Consider the following 14,049-nt stretch of genomic DNA (forward strand, 5'->3'; position numbering starts at 1 on the left):
CGCAGCAGTAAATGCATGGTTCGCCGCTGCTTTGAACGCTGTTGTTTTAGTTAACTTCCCGTCACGACGACGATTGTATATCCCCCGGGTTTGATAAACACTGTTTCATCGCCACAACCCAAACTGAGGTTTTTTCAAACTTCTTTTATACAAAACCATTAATTACATAAGGCTTAAGCCAATAATTTAAGGTAATCGTTTTATTACTCATGACCTTACAAGATTTTGATATTATAGTTGCTACCGAAAATCACGCCGATTACGCACCGCAGATATGCGATGAAATGGCATCATCGGCTAAAGCACGCGGTACTGGTATTGCACAGCGTTCTCCTGAGTACGTTGCTAATAAAATGCTGGAAGGTAAAGCCATTATTGCCCTGCATAAAGATGGCACCTGGGCTGGTTTCTGTTATATAGAAACATGGAGCCACGGCGACTTTGTAGCTAACTCGGGCTTAATTGTAAATCCGGAGTTCCGGAAGGTAGGATTAGCCAAGGCCATAAAAAGGGCTGTGTTCGATCTTTCCCGTACTAAATACCCACATGCCAAAATATTCGGTTTAACTACGGGCCTGGCGGTTATGAAAATTAATTCAGAACTGGGTTACGAGCCGGTTACCTACTCAGAACTTACCCAGGATGAAGATTTTTGGAAAGGTTGCCGCAGCTGTGTTAACTATGATATTTTAACAGCCAAAGAGCGCAAGAACTGTATGTGTACCGCCATGCTTTGGGACCCGGTTGATAAGCAGCAACAGTTTGAAGAGAAGATGAAGAAGCTGACACACAAGGCTACGCTATTGGAGCGTATTGAAAATGCAATTAAAAACAGCGTAAAAACCATTACATTTTAATATTAAGTATCACCTTTTTGGTTAACCCATCATAATGAAGAAAAAAGTAGTATTAGCCTATAGCGGCGGATTAGATACCTCATTTTGCTGCATCTACTTAACACAGGATTTAGGCCTGGAAGTACACTCGGTTATTGTAAACACCGGCGGTTTTAGCGACGAAGAGTTAAAACAGGTTGAAGAACGTGCCTACAAAATGGGTGTTACTTCGCACCATGTGGTTGATGAGACGGAAAACTTCTACAATTCTTGTGTTCGTTTCCTGATCTATGGTAACGTTCTGAAGAACAACACCTATCCCCTTTCGGTAAGTGCCGAGCGCGTGAGCCAAGCCACAGCTATTGCTAACTACGCCAAAGAAATTGGTGCCGAGTATGTTGCTCATGGCAGCACTGGCGCCGGTAATGATCAGGTACGCTTTGATATGATCTTCAACATTCTGATTCCGAATGTGCAGATACTAACTCCTATCCGCGATTTGAAACTAAGCCGCGAGGCAGAAATTCAATACCTGAAAGACCACGGTGTGGAGATGAATTTTGAAAAGAATAAATATTCAATCAACAAAGGCATTTGGGGAACATCTGTAGGCGGTAAAGAAACCCTGACCTCAAACCAAGGTCTGCCGGAGGACGCATGGCCTACGCCCGTTACTTCAAACGAAACCAAGAACATTGAGCTGGTGTTTAAAAAAGGCGAACTAGTAGCCATTGATGGTACTAATTACGATCACCCAACCAAAGCCATTCAGGCATTACAAGCTATTGCCCAGCCTTATGGCATTGGCCGCGATATTCATGTTGGCGATACCATTATAGGCATTAAAGGCCGCGTAGGTTTTGAAGCCGCCGCACCAATGGTTATTATCAAGGCACACCATACTTTAGAAAAACACGTATTAACCAAATGGCAGTTATCATGGAAAGACCAACTATCTGCTTTCTACGGTAACTGGCTGCACGAAGGTCAGTTTCATGACCCAATCATGCGCAACATCGAAGCCTTCCTGAACGATACCCAGACACAGGTTAGCGGCAAAGTGTTTGTTGAGTTAAACCCGTACCGTTTCCAGGTAACCGGTATTGAGTCTGATCACGATTTAATGTCGAGCAAGTTTGGCAGCTACGGCGAGATGAACAACGCCTGGACCGGTGATGACGTTAAGGGTTTCTCTAAGATATTTGGTAACCAGGTTATGATATACCACAAGGTAAATCAACAATCATAAATGGAATCGCTGCTTTCAAAGGAGAACTGTTTAAGCCATTATAAATGGGGTGACAACTGTGACGGCTGGAACTTTGTGGATACTGAAGCACTATCCATAAAGCAGGAGCTAATGCCACCAAATGCGACTGAGCAACTGCACTATCATGAGCATGCAACACAGTTCTTTTTTATATTAAGCGGCACAGCCATTTTGGTTATCAACGGTCAAGTTACTGTGCTTAACCGGCAGCAAGGCATCGAAATTAAACCGGGGCAAAAGCACCGGGTAAGCAATCATGCCGAAACCGATTTGGAATTTATATTATACTCACATCCGTCTACAAAAAACGATAGAATCAATTGTGAATAATCAGCAAAAAAACCAAGTTGAGCTAAAGCACATTGATGTTACCGACGTGAATGCAGTGGTTGGCTTGTTTGATAAATATAGGGTATTTTACAAGCAACAGTCTGATGTGGTTGAGGCGCATACGTTTTTAAATGAACGACTCTGTAATAATGAGTCGGTTATTGTTATAGCCGAATGCAGGCTCGATGATAACGTTGTTGTAAAGGGCTTTACACAGTTGTATCCTAAGTTTTCATCTGCACGCATGAAAAGGAATTGGATACTTAATGACCTTTTTGTTGATGAACCTTATAGAAACCAAGGCATTGGTAAAATGATTATTGAGTATGCTCTAAAATTTGCAAAACAGAATAATGCAAAATATGTGCAGCTGGAAACATCCGTGGACAATTATGCAGCGCAACGTCTTTATGAGTCGATCGGATTTATAAAACTGGGGATAATCGACGGATTTATTATTTACAAAAAAGAAGTAAACTAAATAATGGCAGAAATTAAAGCAGGCATAATTGGCGGGGCTGGTTATACAGGCGGCGAACTTTTACGAATCCTGATTAACCACCCTGCGGTTGACATAGCCTTTGTACATAGCAATAGCAACGCAGGCAACTTTGTGTATGAGGTTCACACTGACCTTTTTGGTGACACTGAGCTCAAATTTACAGGCGAGCTATCGCATGATATTGATGTGCTGTTTTTATGTGTTGGCCACGGCGATGCACGCAAGTTTTTAGATGCCAATCCTTTTCCAGCCAGTGTTAAGATCATTGACCTGAGCCAGGATTTCAGGCTGAAAGACAAATCGAGCATCTCCAACCCGGCTACGGAAAACTCAGAATCTACAACACGCAACTTCACATACGGCTTGCCGGAACTTAACCGTGAGGCTATAAAAGGGGCTCATAACATAGCCAATCCAGGTTGTTTTGCTACTTGTTTGCAATTAGGCTTATTGCCATTGGCTGCCAGTGGCAAGTTAAACAGTGAGGTGCATATTACTGCTACTACAGGTTCTACAGGCGCTGGGCAAAGCTTGTCGCCAACATCACACTTTACCTGGCGTAATGATAATCTTTCGGTTTACAAAGCTTTTGATCACCAGCATTTAAATGAAATTGGCCAGTCGCTTACGCAACTGCAAGCCAGCTTCAACAAACAGGTGAACTTTATTCCGTACCGTGGCGATTTTACCAGAGGTATTATTGCTTCCATTTATTTGGACAGCGATCTGTCGGCCGAAGAAGCGGTGAAACTTTACACTGAATATTACGCCAGCCATCTATTCACTCACGTTACCACCCGCAACATCGACTTAAAGCAGATTGTGAACACTAACAAATGCTTTATACAGGTACAAAAAAAGGGTGACAAGTTATTTATAATCAGCATTATGGATAACCTGTTAAAGGGTGCATCAGGCCAGGCAGTCCAAAACATGAATCTGATTTTTGGGTTAGAGGAAACCACTGGCTTGAAACTGAAAGCCGCAGCTTTTTAATTGATTATATTTTTTAACGTTTTACATTTTTAGCAAATGAAACTATTTGATGTTTACCCCATCAATCCGATTGAGATTGTAAAGGGTGTTGGTAGTTTGGTTTACGATGCTCAGGGTACCGAGTATCTGGATCTATATGGCGGTCATGCCGTAATTTCTATTGGTCATACTAACCCACGATATGTAAAACGATTGGAAGATCAGTTACATCAGATAGGTTTTTACTCAAACTCTGTAGAAATACCCTTGCAAAAGCAACTGGCCGAAAAATTGGGCCGAGTATCTGGCAAGAACAACTACCAGTTATTTTTGTGTAACTCCGGTGCCGAGGCTAACGAAAATGCTTTAAAGCTTGCTTCTTTTTACAACGGTAAAAAGAAAGTTATTGCCTTTAGTAAAGCTTTCCATGGCCGTACATCGCTCGCTGTTGCAGTAACTGATAACCCTAAAATTGTAGCGCCGGTTAATGAGACCGACAACGTAATATTTTTGCCCTGGTGCGATGAAAGTGCATTAGAGCAAGCATTTACCCAAAACGAAATATCATCGGTTATAATTGAAGGCATACAAGGTGTTGGTGGTATACAAGTAGCAACCGAAAGCTTTTTGCGAAAAATAAGAGCGCTGTGCGATCAGTATAATGCAGTATTTATTGCCGATTCGGTTCAGTGCGGTTATGGCCGTACGGGCAAATTCTATTCACATGATTTTGCAGGGGTTGACGCTGATATTTACAGCATGGCCAAAGGCATGGGTAATGGTTTTCCTATTGGTGCTATTAGCATCTCTCCTAAAATTAAGCCAGCTTATGGTATGTTGGGTACTACTTTTGGCGGTAACCATTTAGCCTGCGCGGCTGCTTTAGCGGTTTTAGAGGAAATAGAAGAAAATAACCTAATGCAGAATGCTGCCGAAGTTGGCCAATACTTGATTACTGAACTTAGGAAGTTTGAGCAGGTAATAGAAGTTCGTGGTCGTGGTTTGATGATTGGCATCGAATTACCGCAGGAACTGGCCGACGTTCGTAAAGAGCTTTTGTATAAGCACCATATTTTTACAGGCGAAGCTAAACCCAATGTAGTTAGATTGCTACCTGCGCTAAACTTAACCAAAGCACATGCCGACCAGTTTTTAGAAGCATTTGCACAAACCCTGAAAGCTGCGCACGCTGTAGCCTAATATATTAAACTAAAACACTTTCCCGTTAGGGACGACCGGAAAAGATAGATGAAGCAATTTACATCCGTACACGACGTAACCGATATTAACGCCTTAGTTGCCGAAGCACTGCAGCTAAAGAGCGCCCCTTACGCCTTTCAGCACTTAGGCAAAAACAAGACCATAGGCTTAGTGTTCCTTAACCCAAGCTTGCGTACCCGGATGAGCACACAAAAGGCGGCTCTTAACCTGGGGATGAACGCCATGGTGCTCAACATTGATAAGGAAGGTTGGGCTTTGGAACTACAGGATGGCGCCATTATGAACGGTACAACAGTTGAGCATATACGTGAGGCGGCGGCAGTTTTGGGTCAGTATGTGGATATCATTGGTGTGCGTTCGTTTCCGGGACTGAAAGACCGTGAGGCGGATTACAGCGAAACTATCTTCAATAAATTTGTAGAATTTTGTGGCGTACCGGTGGTAAGCCTGGAATCGGCAACCCGCCACCCGCTGCAAAGCCTTACCGATTTAATAACCATTACAGAACTTAAAACAGTTGAGCGACCTAAGGTAGTACTTACCTGGGCGCCACACATCAAGGCGTTGCCTCAGGCAGTACCTAATTCTTTTGCCGAATGGATGTGCCGTGCCGACGTCGATTTTGTAATTGCACACCCTGAAGGGTATAACTTAAGCACCGAATTTACGGAAGGTGCAACTATTACCCATAACCAACAGGAGGCCTTAGTTGGTGCCGATTTTGTGTATGTAAAGAATTGGTCGGCTTATGAGCCTTACGGTGAGATGCCTGGCAGCTATCCGGAGTGGATGCTTAATAACGAAATGCTGCAAGCGACCAACAACGCCAAAGTTATGCATTGCTTGCCTGTACGCCGAAACCTGGAGCTTTCAGACGAAGTTCTGGACGGGCCACACTCAGCCGTTATACATGAGGCAGGCAACCGCGTATGGGCTGCTCAGGCGGTATTAAAGCAGCTTTTAGAAAACTTATAATCCTTGATTGTTAGCAGAGGATGAGTGGCTTGGCTGCTTATCCTCTGCTTGGCCTTATCAGCTAAATATGGATAGCTGCTTACCCTGCTCCGGCTACCTTGCTCCCTCGCCTACCGCCTCATTTTAATATACACACCTGTAATTAAATTTCTGTTTGGCATTTTTGCTAAATAGCTATACCCTTATCCCATGTACATCCCTAAACACTTCCAAATTACTGATACCCAAGAGGCCGTAAGCTTTATGCAGCGGTACAGTTTTGCTACGCTGGTTAATAATACTAACGATGGCTTGCCCCAGGCTACACACCTGCCATTTTTAGTAAAGCACGAAGGAGATGCGGTTGTTCTATCCTCACATCTTGCTGCAGCTAATCCGCAGGCCAGCGATGTTATTAAAGGGCAATCGCTCGTTATATTTACAGAGCCACATGCTTACATTGCACCCAAGCACTACGAAAAAGATTTAAACGTGCCAACATGGAACTATATTGCTGTGCATGCTTACGGCGTAGCTACGATTGTAACAAACGAAAGCGAGCAACTAAAAGCCTTAGAACACATGGTATCTTTTTACGATGCCGCCTACCTGAAACAATGGAACAACATACCCTTAGATTATAAGTTGAAAATGTGCAAAGGCATTGTAGTGTTTGATATTAAAGTGACCGACCTGCAAGGCAAAAAAAAATTGAGTCAAAACAGAAATGATACCGACCAGCAAAGTATTATTACTGCGTTTAGCCACAGCAATGATGTAAATGAACGGGTGATAGCTGATTACATGCAGTTGGAAGCAACAGAAAAGCCGGTTAAATACTAATTTAACCGGCTTTTTATTTTCTTGAAGATGTAATTGATTACTCACTTCCTTCTAACTTAACCACTTTGTTGTATAAGCCCAACAGCAGGAATGGTGCTGCCCATTGTCCAACAAACAATGCAGTTTTGTCTTTTTTCATAATTTTTAAAGTAGCAGAAACTGCCATTGAACCTAACGCCGCCCACAAAAATAGATCAGATGGTAGCTTGGCGGTTTGCTGTTCGATAGCTTTGGCTACTGGGCCTTCGCTATGTTCAGGATTGAAATTTGTTGCCATGATTTGAGTTATTAGTTATTTGTTGTAGTAATAACACATTGCCTCAAATATTGTTAACAAATTTTAACTAAAAGTTTACGAATACACCTCACAGGAATAATTTATTTAGCTGTGGGTTCAGTCATCATGGTATTGGTATCAAAATAACGGATGATAAGCCGGTTATCGGTATTCTTGGTAAAGTAATTTATGAGCCAGTTGCTAAATACTACTAATTTATTACTAAAGCCAGCCAACGACATAATGTGTACAAATAACCATATAAACCAGGCAAAAAAGCCTTGAAAGCGTAGCTTACCCAAATCGGCCACAGCGCGGTTGCGCCCTATGGTAGCTAAAGATCCTTTGTCGTGATACTTAAAAGGTTGGGTGGCTTCTCCCCTTACCAGGTGCAATATATTTTTAGCCAAGTGCGCACCCTGCTGTATGGCTACCGGTGCAACACCCGGATGCCCTTCGGGCGAGTCGGGTGTGATCATGGCAGCCACATCGCCAATAGCAAATATATTCTGAAATCCCTTAACGCGGCTTATCTCGTCGGTCTGTATGCGCGCGCCTCTAATTACTACGTCCTGCGGTATACCCGGTGGCACCTCACCCTTAACGCCAGCAGCCCAAAATACGTTACGTGTTTTAAGAGTTACGCCGTTGTCTATCTTTAACTCATCGCCGTTAAAGCTGGTTACGTGCACATCATTATAAATGATTACCCCCATATCAATCAAAAACTCTTTGGCCTTAACCGATGCCTGTTCAGACATAGCCGCTATAAGTTTAGGTTTACCCTCAGCCAAATACACTTTCATATCTTCGGGTTTCAGGTCAGGGTAATCTTTGCATAACATATTCATGCGCATTTCGGCCAAAGCACCCGAAAGTTCTGCACCTGTTGGTCCGCCGCCAACCACCACAAACGTTAGTAATGCTGCGCGTTCCACCGGGTCGGTAGTTACAGCCGCCTTTTCCAGGTTTTGCAATATCAAACTTCTGATATTTAATGCCTCCGGAATGTTCTTCATGGGCATCGTAAAGTGCTCAATCTCCTTGTTACCAAAAAAATTGGTATTTGCGCCTGTAGCAATTGCCAGGTAATCGTAATGTATATCGCCTAGCGTGGTACTTATCGTGTTACTGGCCGGGTTGATCTGCTGCACTTCAGCCATATGAAAGCTAAAGTTTTTATGCCCGGTAAATATGCGCCTGATAGGGAAACCAACGGCATCGCTTTCAATAGCGCCCATAGCTACCTGATACAACAAAGGCTGAAAAGTATGATAGTTGTGTTTATCAACCATAACTACCTCCACTTCTTTATCCCTCAAATGCCTGCCTAAATTGATGCCACCAAAGCCACCGCCTATAATTACAACACGCGGTTTACCCGATGTTTTGCCTAAATACATGTTTGCCATCGGCTATTATAAATTTACAATAGAACCTCCTTGCCATGGTATATGTTTGCCAGAAGATAAAACTGTGATGCGCAATGATAGCTAACGTGCCGCTTAAAAACAAAAAGCGATGGTAACCATCGCTTTTTGTTTAAATCTTTTCATAAAACTTAAAAAAGAAATCGGGATTCTTAATACCATAGTCTTTCACATCTGCGCTTATTGATATCCAATCATTCACAGTGTACTCTTTTGTACCGGTTTTCACCTCGTGCACAAACCTGAAACGCACATGATCACCTTGTGCTATATCGTCAAACTCTGGGGCCGATGGCTTAACGTTGAATTTGATTTGATAACCGTTTACTGCAATGATTGCAGTTTTCCATTTGCCGTTAGAGTACCTATCAACGTTGGTTAAAATGCCATCGGCAAAGCGTACACGGTTGGCTTCGTACAAAAATGCGTAGTCAGGGGCAGGTTCAGGCTTTGCCTCATATATGATTACATTGTCCCGTTTAATAAAGCTGGCTTGAATAACAAGCGGACCGTTTTTACCGTACAGTATAGATGAAGGCTTTATATCTATTACATCACCCGGCTTCAGTAAGGCATGCACATCTTTGTCCCGACCAAAATTATCTCCCAAAATATAATTGTTTCCGTCACGCTGTATTAAGGTGCCTTGTTTTATAAATACGTTATCGCTGGTAATACTGCCAACTACCTTAAAGGTTCCGATTTCATTCTTTAATTTTTCAGCCGCTCTCACTTTTGCCTGGTAGTCGGCAGATTTGGTCCAGGCAATAAAGGCTGCATGGCCTTTGATCTGCCCAAGTGTTCTCTTAACCTTTTGTCGGTAAGGATTAACGGAGTCGGGACGTAAACGCTTTCCATCGCTTAGCTTTAGATTCAGTTTATGGTTAACTTGTACATGTTCAAATCTTGCAAAGGCAAGGCAGCTTATCACTACCATAGGTAGCACAAGCACGTAAATCACTTTTTTCATATTGGATGTGGGTTGGTTAAACAGCATGTATATCCGTTTCTTAAGCGGCGCTTTACTAAAGCCCTGAAAAATGGTTGCCTGGTTTGCTACCGTTAATTTAAGCAGCAGTGAAGCATACTTACCCTTTTCATCATTACCTGCAGCAATACGGTCAACCTCAAACTCATGGTTTTCTTCTATGGAGCGGAGGTAGCCGTATACAAACGGATTAAACCACAATACAATCCTTGCCAGCCAGGCAATAATTCTGTCTACAGAGTGCAGCAATTTAACATGCAGTAATTCGTGCGAAAGAATTTGCCTTACCTCATTGGCATCCAGCTCCTCATCGTTTATAAACACTACATTTAAAAACGAGCTGTTACCAAAACTTTTATCTCCCTTCATTACAGTTACAAACCCTAGTTGCGCCAGCCTTTTACCATTTAGTTTACGGCAAAATATTACAAGCACAATCATTAATTTTATAGATAATAGCAAGGCTCCTGTAAAGTATAAGGCTTTAATTACCTTAACCCAGGCAACACCCGGTTCATAAACCACCTTGTGATTTATATGCAAAGAGTTCACTTCCAGCCGTTGCATCTGTTGTATGTACATAACCGGCTTTAATACATTAGCATTGGGTGCCTCTACCGGCATTTGTAGTTTAGGTATCACAAAACTAAGCAGCAGCGTTACCAGCAAATACCAGCGGTTGAGGGTGAAGAATGTTAACCTGCGCAGAAACAAAAAATAAAAGCTATAGAAAAGGCCGGTACAGGCCGATGCCTCCAACAGATAAATGACAGTCTTCATTTCTTTGAGTTTTTGCTGATCAAGTCCTTAAGCTTTTCTATATCCTCATCACTCATCTTCTCTTCTTTTACCATAAATGACAAAAGGCTTTCTACAGAGCTATCAAAGTAATTGGTAAACATCTTTTTAAAAAAGGTTTTACGGTAATCGGCTTTGGAGATAAGCGGAAAATATTCGTAGGTTTTGCCATAAGCCTTATACCCCGCGTAGTTCTTTTTCTCCAACAGCCTTACAACCGAAGATATAGTGTTGTACGGTGGCTTGGGATCATCAGGCATGGCCTCAATTATATCCTTTACAAAAGCCTTCTTCAGCTTCCATAAAATCTGCATTACACGCTCTTCGGTACGGGTTAGCTCTTCCATAACTCAAATCTATAACTTATTTTTTAGTTATGCAACTTATGTTTCAGTTTTAAAACTGAAACATAAGTTGTTGTCTTTGTCTATCATTTTAATAGATATTTATCAGATTCTATAAAAATTTGCCTATAATAGCCGCCGTTCAATAATTTGGATTGGGTAAGGCATTATGAAACCTCTGTACGTAATTAAAATAGGCGGCAACGTCATTGATAATTCTGAAAATCTCTATCACTTTCTGAAGGACTTTACGGCTCTTGACGGTTATAAGATATTAGTGCATGGAGGCGGCAAAATAGCTACTCAAATATCAGAACAAATGGGCATAGAAGCCCAATTGGTTGATGGCCGCCGTATAACAGACATAGAAACGCTGCGCGTGGTTACCATGGTTTATGCTGGTTTAATTAACAAAAATATAGTAGCACAACTACAACGTTTTGGCACCAATGCCATAGGCTTAACAGGTGCCGATGGTGACTTTATCAGAGCGGTAAAACGGCCGGTAAAAACAATTGACTACGGCTTTGTAGGCGATTTAAATGAAAATTCGGTTAATGCTCAAAACCTGAGTAATTTATTGGAAGCCGGCTTTACCCCTACCTTTTGCGCTTTAACGCACGATGGGGATGGCCAGATGCTAAATACAAATGCAGATACTATAGCGTCGGCCCTGGCAGTTGCAATGGCAGCCCACTATGAAACCACTTTAATTTACTGCTTCGAAAAGAAAGGCGTATTACAAGATATCAATGATGAGGATTCACTGATACGCGATATTGACCCTGTACGCTATGAAGAACTGAAAAAAGAGCAAATTATTCATAGTGGTATGCTACCCAAACTGGACAATGCATTTACGGCAATTGCTTGTGGTGTAAAAGCCGTGGTTATTGGCAAGGCAGACGAACTGAACAAGCTTCAACAAAACGAACCTTTTGGTACACGATTAAGTAAATAGATCATGAATAATAAAATTGCCATTTTAGGCAGCGGTAACATTGGCCTGTCATTAGCTAAAGGATTAATTAAGGCAAATAAATACGAACCCGAACAAATCGTTTTAACCCGCCGTAATGTAGCCGCGCTGGCCAGCTTAGCCGAGGCAGGTTTGGATACAACAGCCGATAACGCACGGGCGGTAAGCGAGGCTAATATTGTAGTATTAGCTATTTTACCACAACAGCTAAATAAATTGTTAGATGAAATAAAGCCAGCTATCAGCATTGAAAAACAGCTATTTATATCTGTTGTATCTGGCGTGAGCTGTGAGGATATCCGTAAACAATTAGGGCTGGATGTACAAGTGGTTAGGGCCATGCCCAACACAGCCATTGCAATAGGCCATTCCATGACCTGTATTGCAACAGATACAGCCACAACCGAGAGCCTGCAGCTGGTGAAATCTATTTTTGATACCGTTGGCATCACCGTACAGATTAACGAAGAGTTGATGACCTCGGCTACTGCCTTATGTGCTTGCGGCATTGCTTTCTTTTTACGCTCCATACGCGCGGCTTCACAGGGTGGCACCGAAATCGGTTTTCATGCCCATGATGCTTTAAAGATGGCAGCGCAGACGGCTAAGGGAGCTGCAGATTTATTATTGCAACTAGCCTCACACCCCGAGCAGGAAATTGACAAGGTGACTTCGCCAAAGGGTTGTACCATAGCTGGATTAAACGAGATGGAGCACCACGGCTTTAGCTCCGCTTTAATTAAGGGTATTAAACTCTCGGCCGAAAAAGCGGGCGCGTTATATAAGACTGAGTAACACTCGGTAAGTCCGTAAGGATGAACAATTGTCTATATTAGGCAGATTAATTTTTCAATTCGTGAGCCGGTAAGTTTTACTTTAAAGGCTCTGTAACGTATTACTCATTCATGTTAACTGTAGAAAAAATAGGCGGCACCTCTATGAGTGCCTTGGGCGATGTAATTCAAAACATCATCCTGTATAACCGTACCGGTAACCAACTTTATAACCGCATATTTGTGGTATCAGCATTTTCGGGTGTTACTAATGTGCTTTTAGAAAACAAAAAGACGGGCGAACCCGGTGTATATCATTTGATTGCCAAACACCAAGATTTTCAACAAGCGTTAGAGCAATTAATTGTGAAGCTTAAGCAGCTGAATAAGCAATATGAGCCGCTCGGCCTTAATCTAACCGAAGCGGATGAGTTTATTGAAAAGCACATTAGACACGCCGAAGGCTTTTTAAATAATTTGGTTGGCATCTTGGCCTCAGGTTATGTAAGCACGGAGGGCATTTTGCAAGCTGCACGAGAAATCCTTGCTTCTATAGGCGAAACACACTCGGCTTATGTTTTTACTAACATTCTGCAAAACATGGGCATTAATGCTACGCTAGTAGATTTAAGCGGCTTTCATGATCACGAGCCTTATACTATAGATCAGCGCATTAAACACGCTTTTAAGGACATTGATTTTGCCAGTACTATTTGCATTGCAACCGGGTACACTAAAGGTACCGAGGGCATTATGCGTGAGTTTGACCGTGGCTACTCGGAAGTTACCTTTAGCAAAATAGCTGTTGCGGTAAAACCTGAAGAAGCTATCATACACAAGGAGTATCACCTATGCTCGGCCGATCCGGTTTTAGTAGGCGTTGACAATTGCATGCCGGTAGGTTTTACCAACTATGACGTAGCTGATCAACTGGCTGATGTAGGCATGGAAGCAATTCACCCAAAGGCATCTAAACCCTTAGAAATTAACGACATAAACCTACGTATTAAAAACACTTTTGAGCCCGAACACCCGGGCACATTAATTACTCGCGAGTATGTTTCTCCAGAGAAAAAAGTGGAGGTGATTACCGGTACCAACAAACTGGTAATGGTAGATATTTACGACCCGCTGATGGTAGGCAACGTAGGTACGGATTTGCAGATTATGCAGATTTTTGCAAACCATAATGTAAGCTACAACTTTAAAGCCACCAGTGCTAACAGTATCTCCATTGTTATTTGGGAAAAAGATTATACCAGTGAACTGTTCGACGAACTACAATCGAAATTTGAGAAAGTAACCGCCGAAAAGGTTGCTATGGTATGTCTAATCAGTTCAAATATGGATCAGCCAGGCTTACTGGCCCGGGCAGCGCAGGCCTTGGCGGGTGCAGACATTAACATAAAAAGTGCTGGCTTTGCCTTGCGCCAGGTAAACATCCAGTTCCTGGTAGATCGTCAGGACTTTGATACTGCTGTTATAGCCCTGAACAAAGGCATGTAATGCCGCCGCGCGGGCAAATTAGT

General features: G+C 42.5%; 15 protein-coding genes. 11 read left to right on the plus strand and 4 right to left on the minus strand.

Features of this window, described 5'->3' with window-relative positions; genetic code table 11:
• Positions 1-209 precede the first annotated feature (209 nt).
• The 8 genes from ABDD95_RS11465 to ABDD95_RS11500 all read left to right on the plus strand — a co-directional run bounded on the left by ABDD95_RS11465 (position 210) and on the right by ABDD95_RS11500 (position 6,931).
• Positions 210-857, plus strand: a complete 648-nt coding sequence (locus ABDD95_RS11465) for a GNAT family N-acetyltransferase (protein ID WP_345952030.1) — start codon at positions 210-212, stop codon at positions 855-857.
• 34 nt (positions 858-891) lie between these two features.
• Entirely contained in the window at positions 892-2,085 is a 1,194-nt protein-coding gene (gene argG / locus ABDD95_RS11470; RefSeq protein ID WP_345952031.1) for an argininosuccinate synthase, read from the plus strand.
• Positions 2,086-2,436: a cupin domain-containing protein gene (locus ABDD95_RS11475; protein ID WP_345952032.1), complete on the plus strand. Its 351-nt coding sequence runs from the start codon at positions 2,086-2,088 to the stop codon at positions 2,434-2,436.
• Positions 2,429-2,917, plus strand: a complete 489-nt coding sequence (locus tag ABDD95_RS11480; protein WP_345952033.1) for a GNAT family N-acetyltransferase — start codon at positions 2,429-2,431, stop codon at positions 2,915-2,917. Before ABDD95_RS11475 ends, ABDD95_RS11480 begins: the two co-directional genes overlap by 8 nt.
• 3 nt (positions 2,918-2,920) lie before the next feature.
• Positions 2,921-3,934, plus strand: a complete 1,014-nt coding sequence (gene argC / locus ABDD95_RS11485) for an N-acetyl-gamma-glutamyl-phosphate reductase (protein WP_345952034.1) — start codon at positions 2,921-2,923, stop codon at positions 3,932-3,934.
• Positions 3,935-3,970: 36 nt separating this feature from the next.
• The gene (locus ABDD95_RS11490) at positions 3,971-5,113 is read left to right on the plus strand and encodes an aminotransferase class III-fold pyridoxal phosphate-dependent enzyme (protein ID WP_345952035.1); all 1,143 of its coding nucleotides are present in this window, start codon (positions 3,971-3,973) and stop codon (positions 5,111-5,113) included.
• 48 nt (positions 5,114-5,161) lie between these two features.
• Positions 5,162-6,109 carry an N-acetylornithine carbamoyltransferase gene (locus ABDD95_RS11495; RefSeq protein ID WP_345952036.1) on the plus strand — a complete coding sequence of 316 codons (948 nt, stop codon included), beginning with the start codon at positions 5,162-5,164 and terminating at the stop codon, positions 6,107-6,109.
• Positions 6,110-6,298: 189 nt separating this feature from the next.
• Positions 6,299-6,931 carry an FMN-binding negative transcriptional regulator gene (locus ABDD95_RS11500; protein WP_345952037.1) on the plus strand — a complete coding sequence of 211 codons (633 nt, stop codon included), beginning with the start codon at positions 6,299-6,301 and terminating at the stop codon, positions 6,929-6,931.
• 37 nt (positions 6,932-6,968) lie between these two features.
• Here ABDD95_RS11500 and ABDD95_RS11505 read toward each other — a convergent pair whose 3' ends face one another.
• The 4 genes from ABDD95_RS11505 to ABDD95_RS11520 form a co-directional block, all read right to left on the minus strand.
• On the minus strand, positions 6,969-7,208 hold the full coding sequence (locus ABDD95_RS11505; RefSeq protein WP_345952038.1) for a hypothetical protein: 240 nt from the start codon (positions 7,206-7,208) through the stop codon (positions 6,969-6,971).
• Positions 7,209-7,309: 101 nt separating this feature from the next.
• Positions 7,310-8,620, minus strand: coding sequence for an NAD(P)/FAD-dependent oxidoreductase (locus tag ABDD95_RS11510; protein WP_345952039.1), 1,311 nt, complete (start codon positions 8,618-8,620; stop codon positions 7,310-7,312).
• A gap of 130 nt (positions 8,621-8,750) precedes the next feature.
• Entirely contained in the window at positions 8,751-10,406 is a 1,656-nt protein-coding gene (locus ABDD95_RS11515; RefSeq protein ID WP_345952040.1) for a M56 family metallopeptidase, read from the minus strand.
• On the minus strand, positions 10,403-10,771 hold the full coding sequence (locus ABDD95_RS11520) for a BlaI/MecI/CopY family transcriptional regulator (RefSeq protein WP_345952041.1): 369 nt from the start codon (positions 10,769-10,771) through the stop codon (positions 10,403-10,405). The genes ABDD95_RS11515 and ABDD95_RS11520 overlap by 4 nt, the downstream gene beginning before the upstream one ends.
• 166 nt (positions 10,772-10,937) lie before the next feature.
• On the opposite strand from ABDD95_RS11520, the gene argB reads away from it, so the two are divergent.
• The 3 genes from argB (at position 10,938) to ABDD95_RS11535 (ending at position 14,026) form a co-directional block, all read left to right on the plus strand.
• Complete coding sequence (gene argB / locus ABDD95_RS11525) at positions 10,938-11,729, plus strand: acetylglutamate kinase (protein WP_345952042.1); 792 nt, start codon at positions 10,938-10,940, stop codon at positions 11,727-11,729.
• A gap of 3 nt (positions 11,730-11,732) precedes the next feature.
• Positions 11,733-12,542, plus strand: coding sequence for a pyrroline-5-carboxylate reductase (gene proC / locus ABDD95_RS11530; protein WP_345952043.1), 810 nt, complete (start codon positions 11,733-11,735; stop codon positions 12,540-12,542).
• A gap of 110 nt (positions 12,543-12,652) precedes the next feature.
• Positions 12,653-14,026 (plus strand): aspartate kinase, encoded by a 1,374-nt coding sequence (locus ABDD95_RS11535; protein ID WP_345952044.1) that lies wholly within the window; start codon positions 12,653-12,655, stop codon positions 14,024-14,026.
• Positions 14,027-14,049 lie beyond the last annotated feature (23 nt).

Source organism: Mucilaginibacter sp. PAMB04274 (genome assembly GCF_039634385.2).
GTDB lineage: Bacteria > Bacteroidota > Bacteroidia > Sphingobacteriales > Sphingobacteriaceae > Mucilaginibacter.

Excerpts from the sequence above, each read along its gene's own strand:
- ABDD95_RS11535 (WP_345952044.1), top strand. The coding sequence starts at position 12,653 with ATGTTAACTGTAGAAAAAATAGGCGGCACCTCTATGAGTGCCTTGGGC.
- ABDD95_RS11490 (WP_345952035.1), top strand. The coding sequence starts at position 3,971 with ATGAAACTATTTGATGTTTACCCCATCAATCCGATTGAGATTGTAAAG.
- ABDD95_RS11515 (WP_345952040.1), bottom strand. The coding sequence starts at position 10,406 with ATGAAGACTGTCATTTATCTGTTGGAGGCATCGGCCTGTACCGGCCTT.
- ABDD95_RS11475 (WP_345952032.1), top strand. The coding sequence starts at position 2,086 with ATGGAATCGCTGCTTTCAAAGGAGAACTGTTTAAGCCATTATAAATGG.
- proC (WP_345952043.1), top strand. The coding sequence starts at position 11,733 with ATGAATAATAAAATTGCCATTTTAGGCAGCGGTAACATTGGCCTGTCA.
- ABDD95_RS11520 (WP_345952041.1), bottom strand. The coding sequence starts at position 10,771 with ATGGAAGAGCTAACCCGTACCGAAGAGCGTGTAATGCAGATTTTATGG.
- ABDD95_RS11500 (WP_345952037.1), top strand. The coding sequence starts at position 6,299 with ATGTACATCCCTAAACACTTCCAAATTACTGATACCCAAGAGGCCGTA.
- ABDD95_RS11505 (WP_345952038.1), bottom strand. The coding sequence starts at position 7,208 with ATGGCAACAAATTTCAATCCTGAACATAGCGAAGGCCCAGTAGCCAAA.
- argB (WP_345952042.1), top strand. The coding sequence starts at position 10,938 with ATGAAACCTCTGTACGTAATTAAAATAGGCGGCAACGTCATTGATAAT.
- argG (WP_345952031.1), top strand. The coding sequence starts at position 892 with ATGAAGAAAAAAGTAGTATTAGCCTATAGCGGCGGATTAGATACCTCA.
- argC (WP_345952034.1), top strand. The coding sequence starts at position 2,921 with ATGGCAGAAATTAAAGCAGGCATAATTGGCGGGGCTGGTTATACAGGC.
- ABDD95_RS11510 (WP_345952039.1), bottom strand. The coding sequence starts at position 8,620 with ATGGCAAACATGTATTTAGGCAAAACATCGGGTAAACCGCGTGTTGTA.
- ABDD95_RS11495 (WP_345952036.1), top strand. The coding sequence starts at position 5,162 with ATGAAGCAATTTACATCCGTACACGACGTAACCGATATTAACGCCTTA.
- ABDD95_RS11465 (WP_345952030.1), top strand. The coding sequence starts at position 210 with ATGACCTTACAAGATTTTGATATTATAGTTGCTACCGAAAATCACGCC.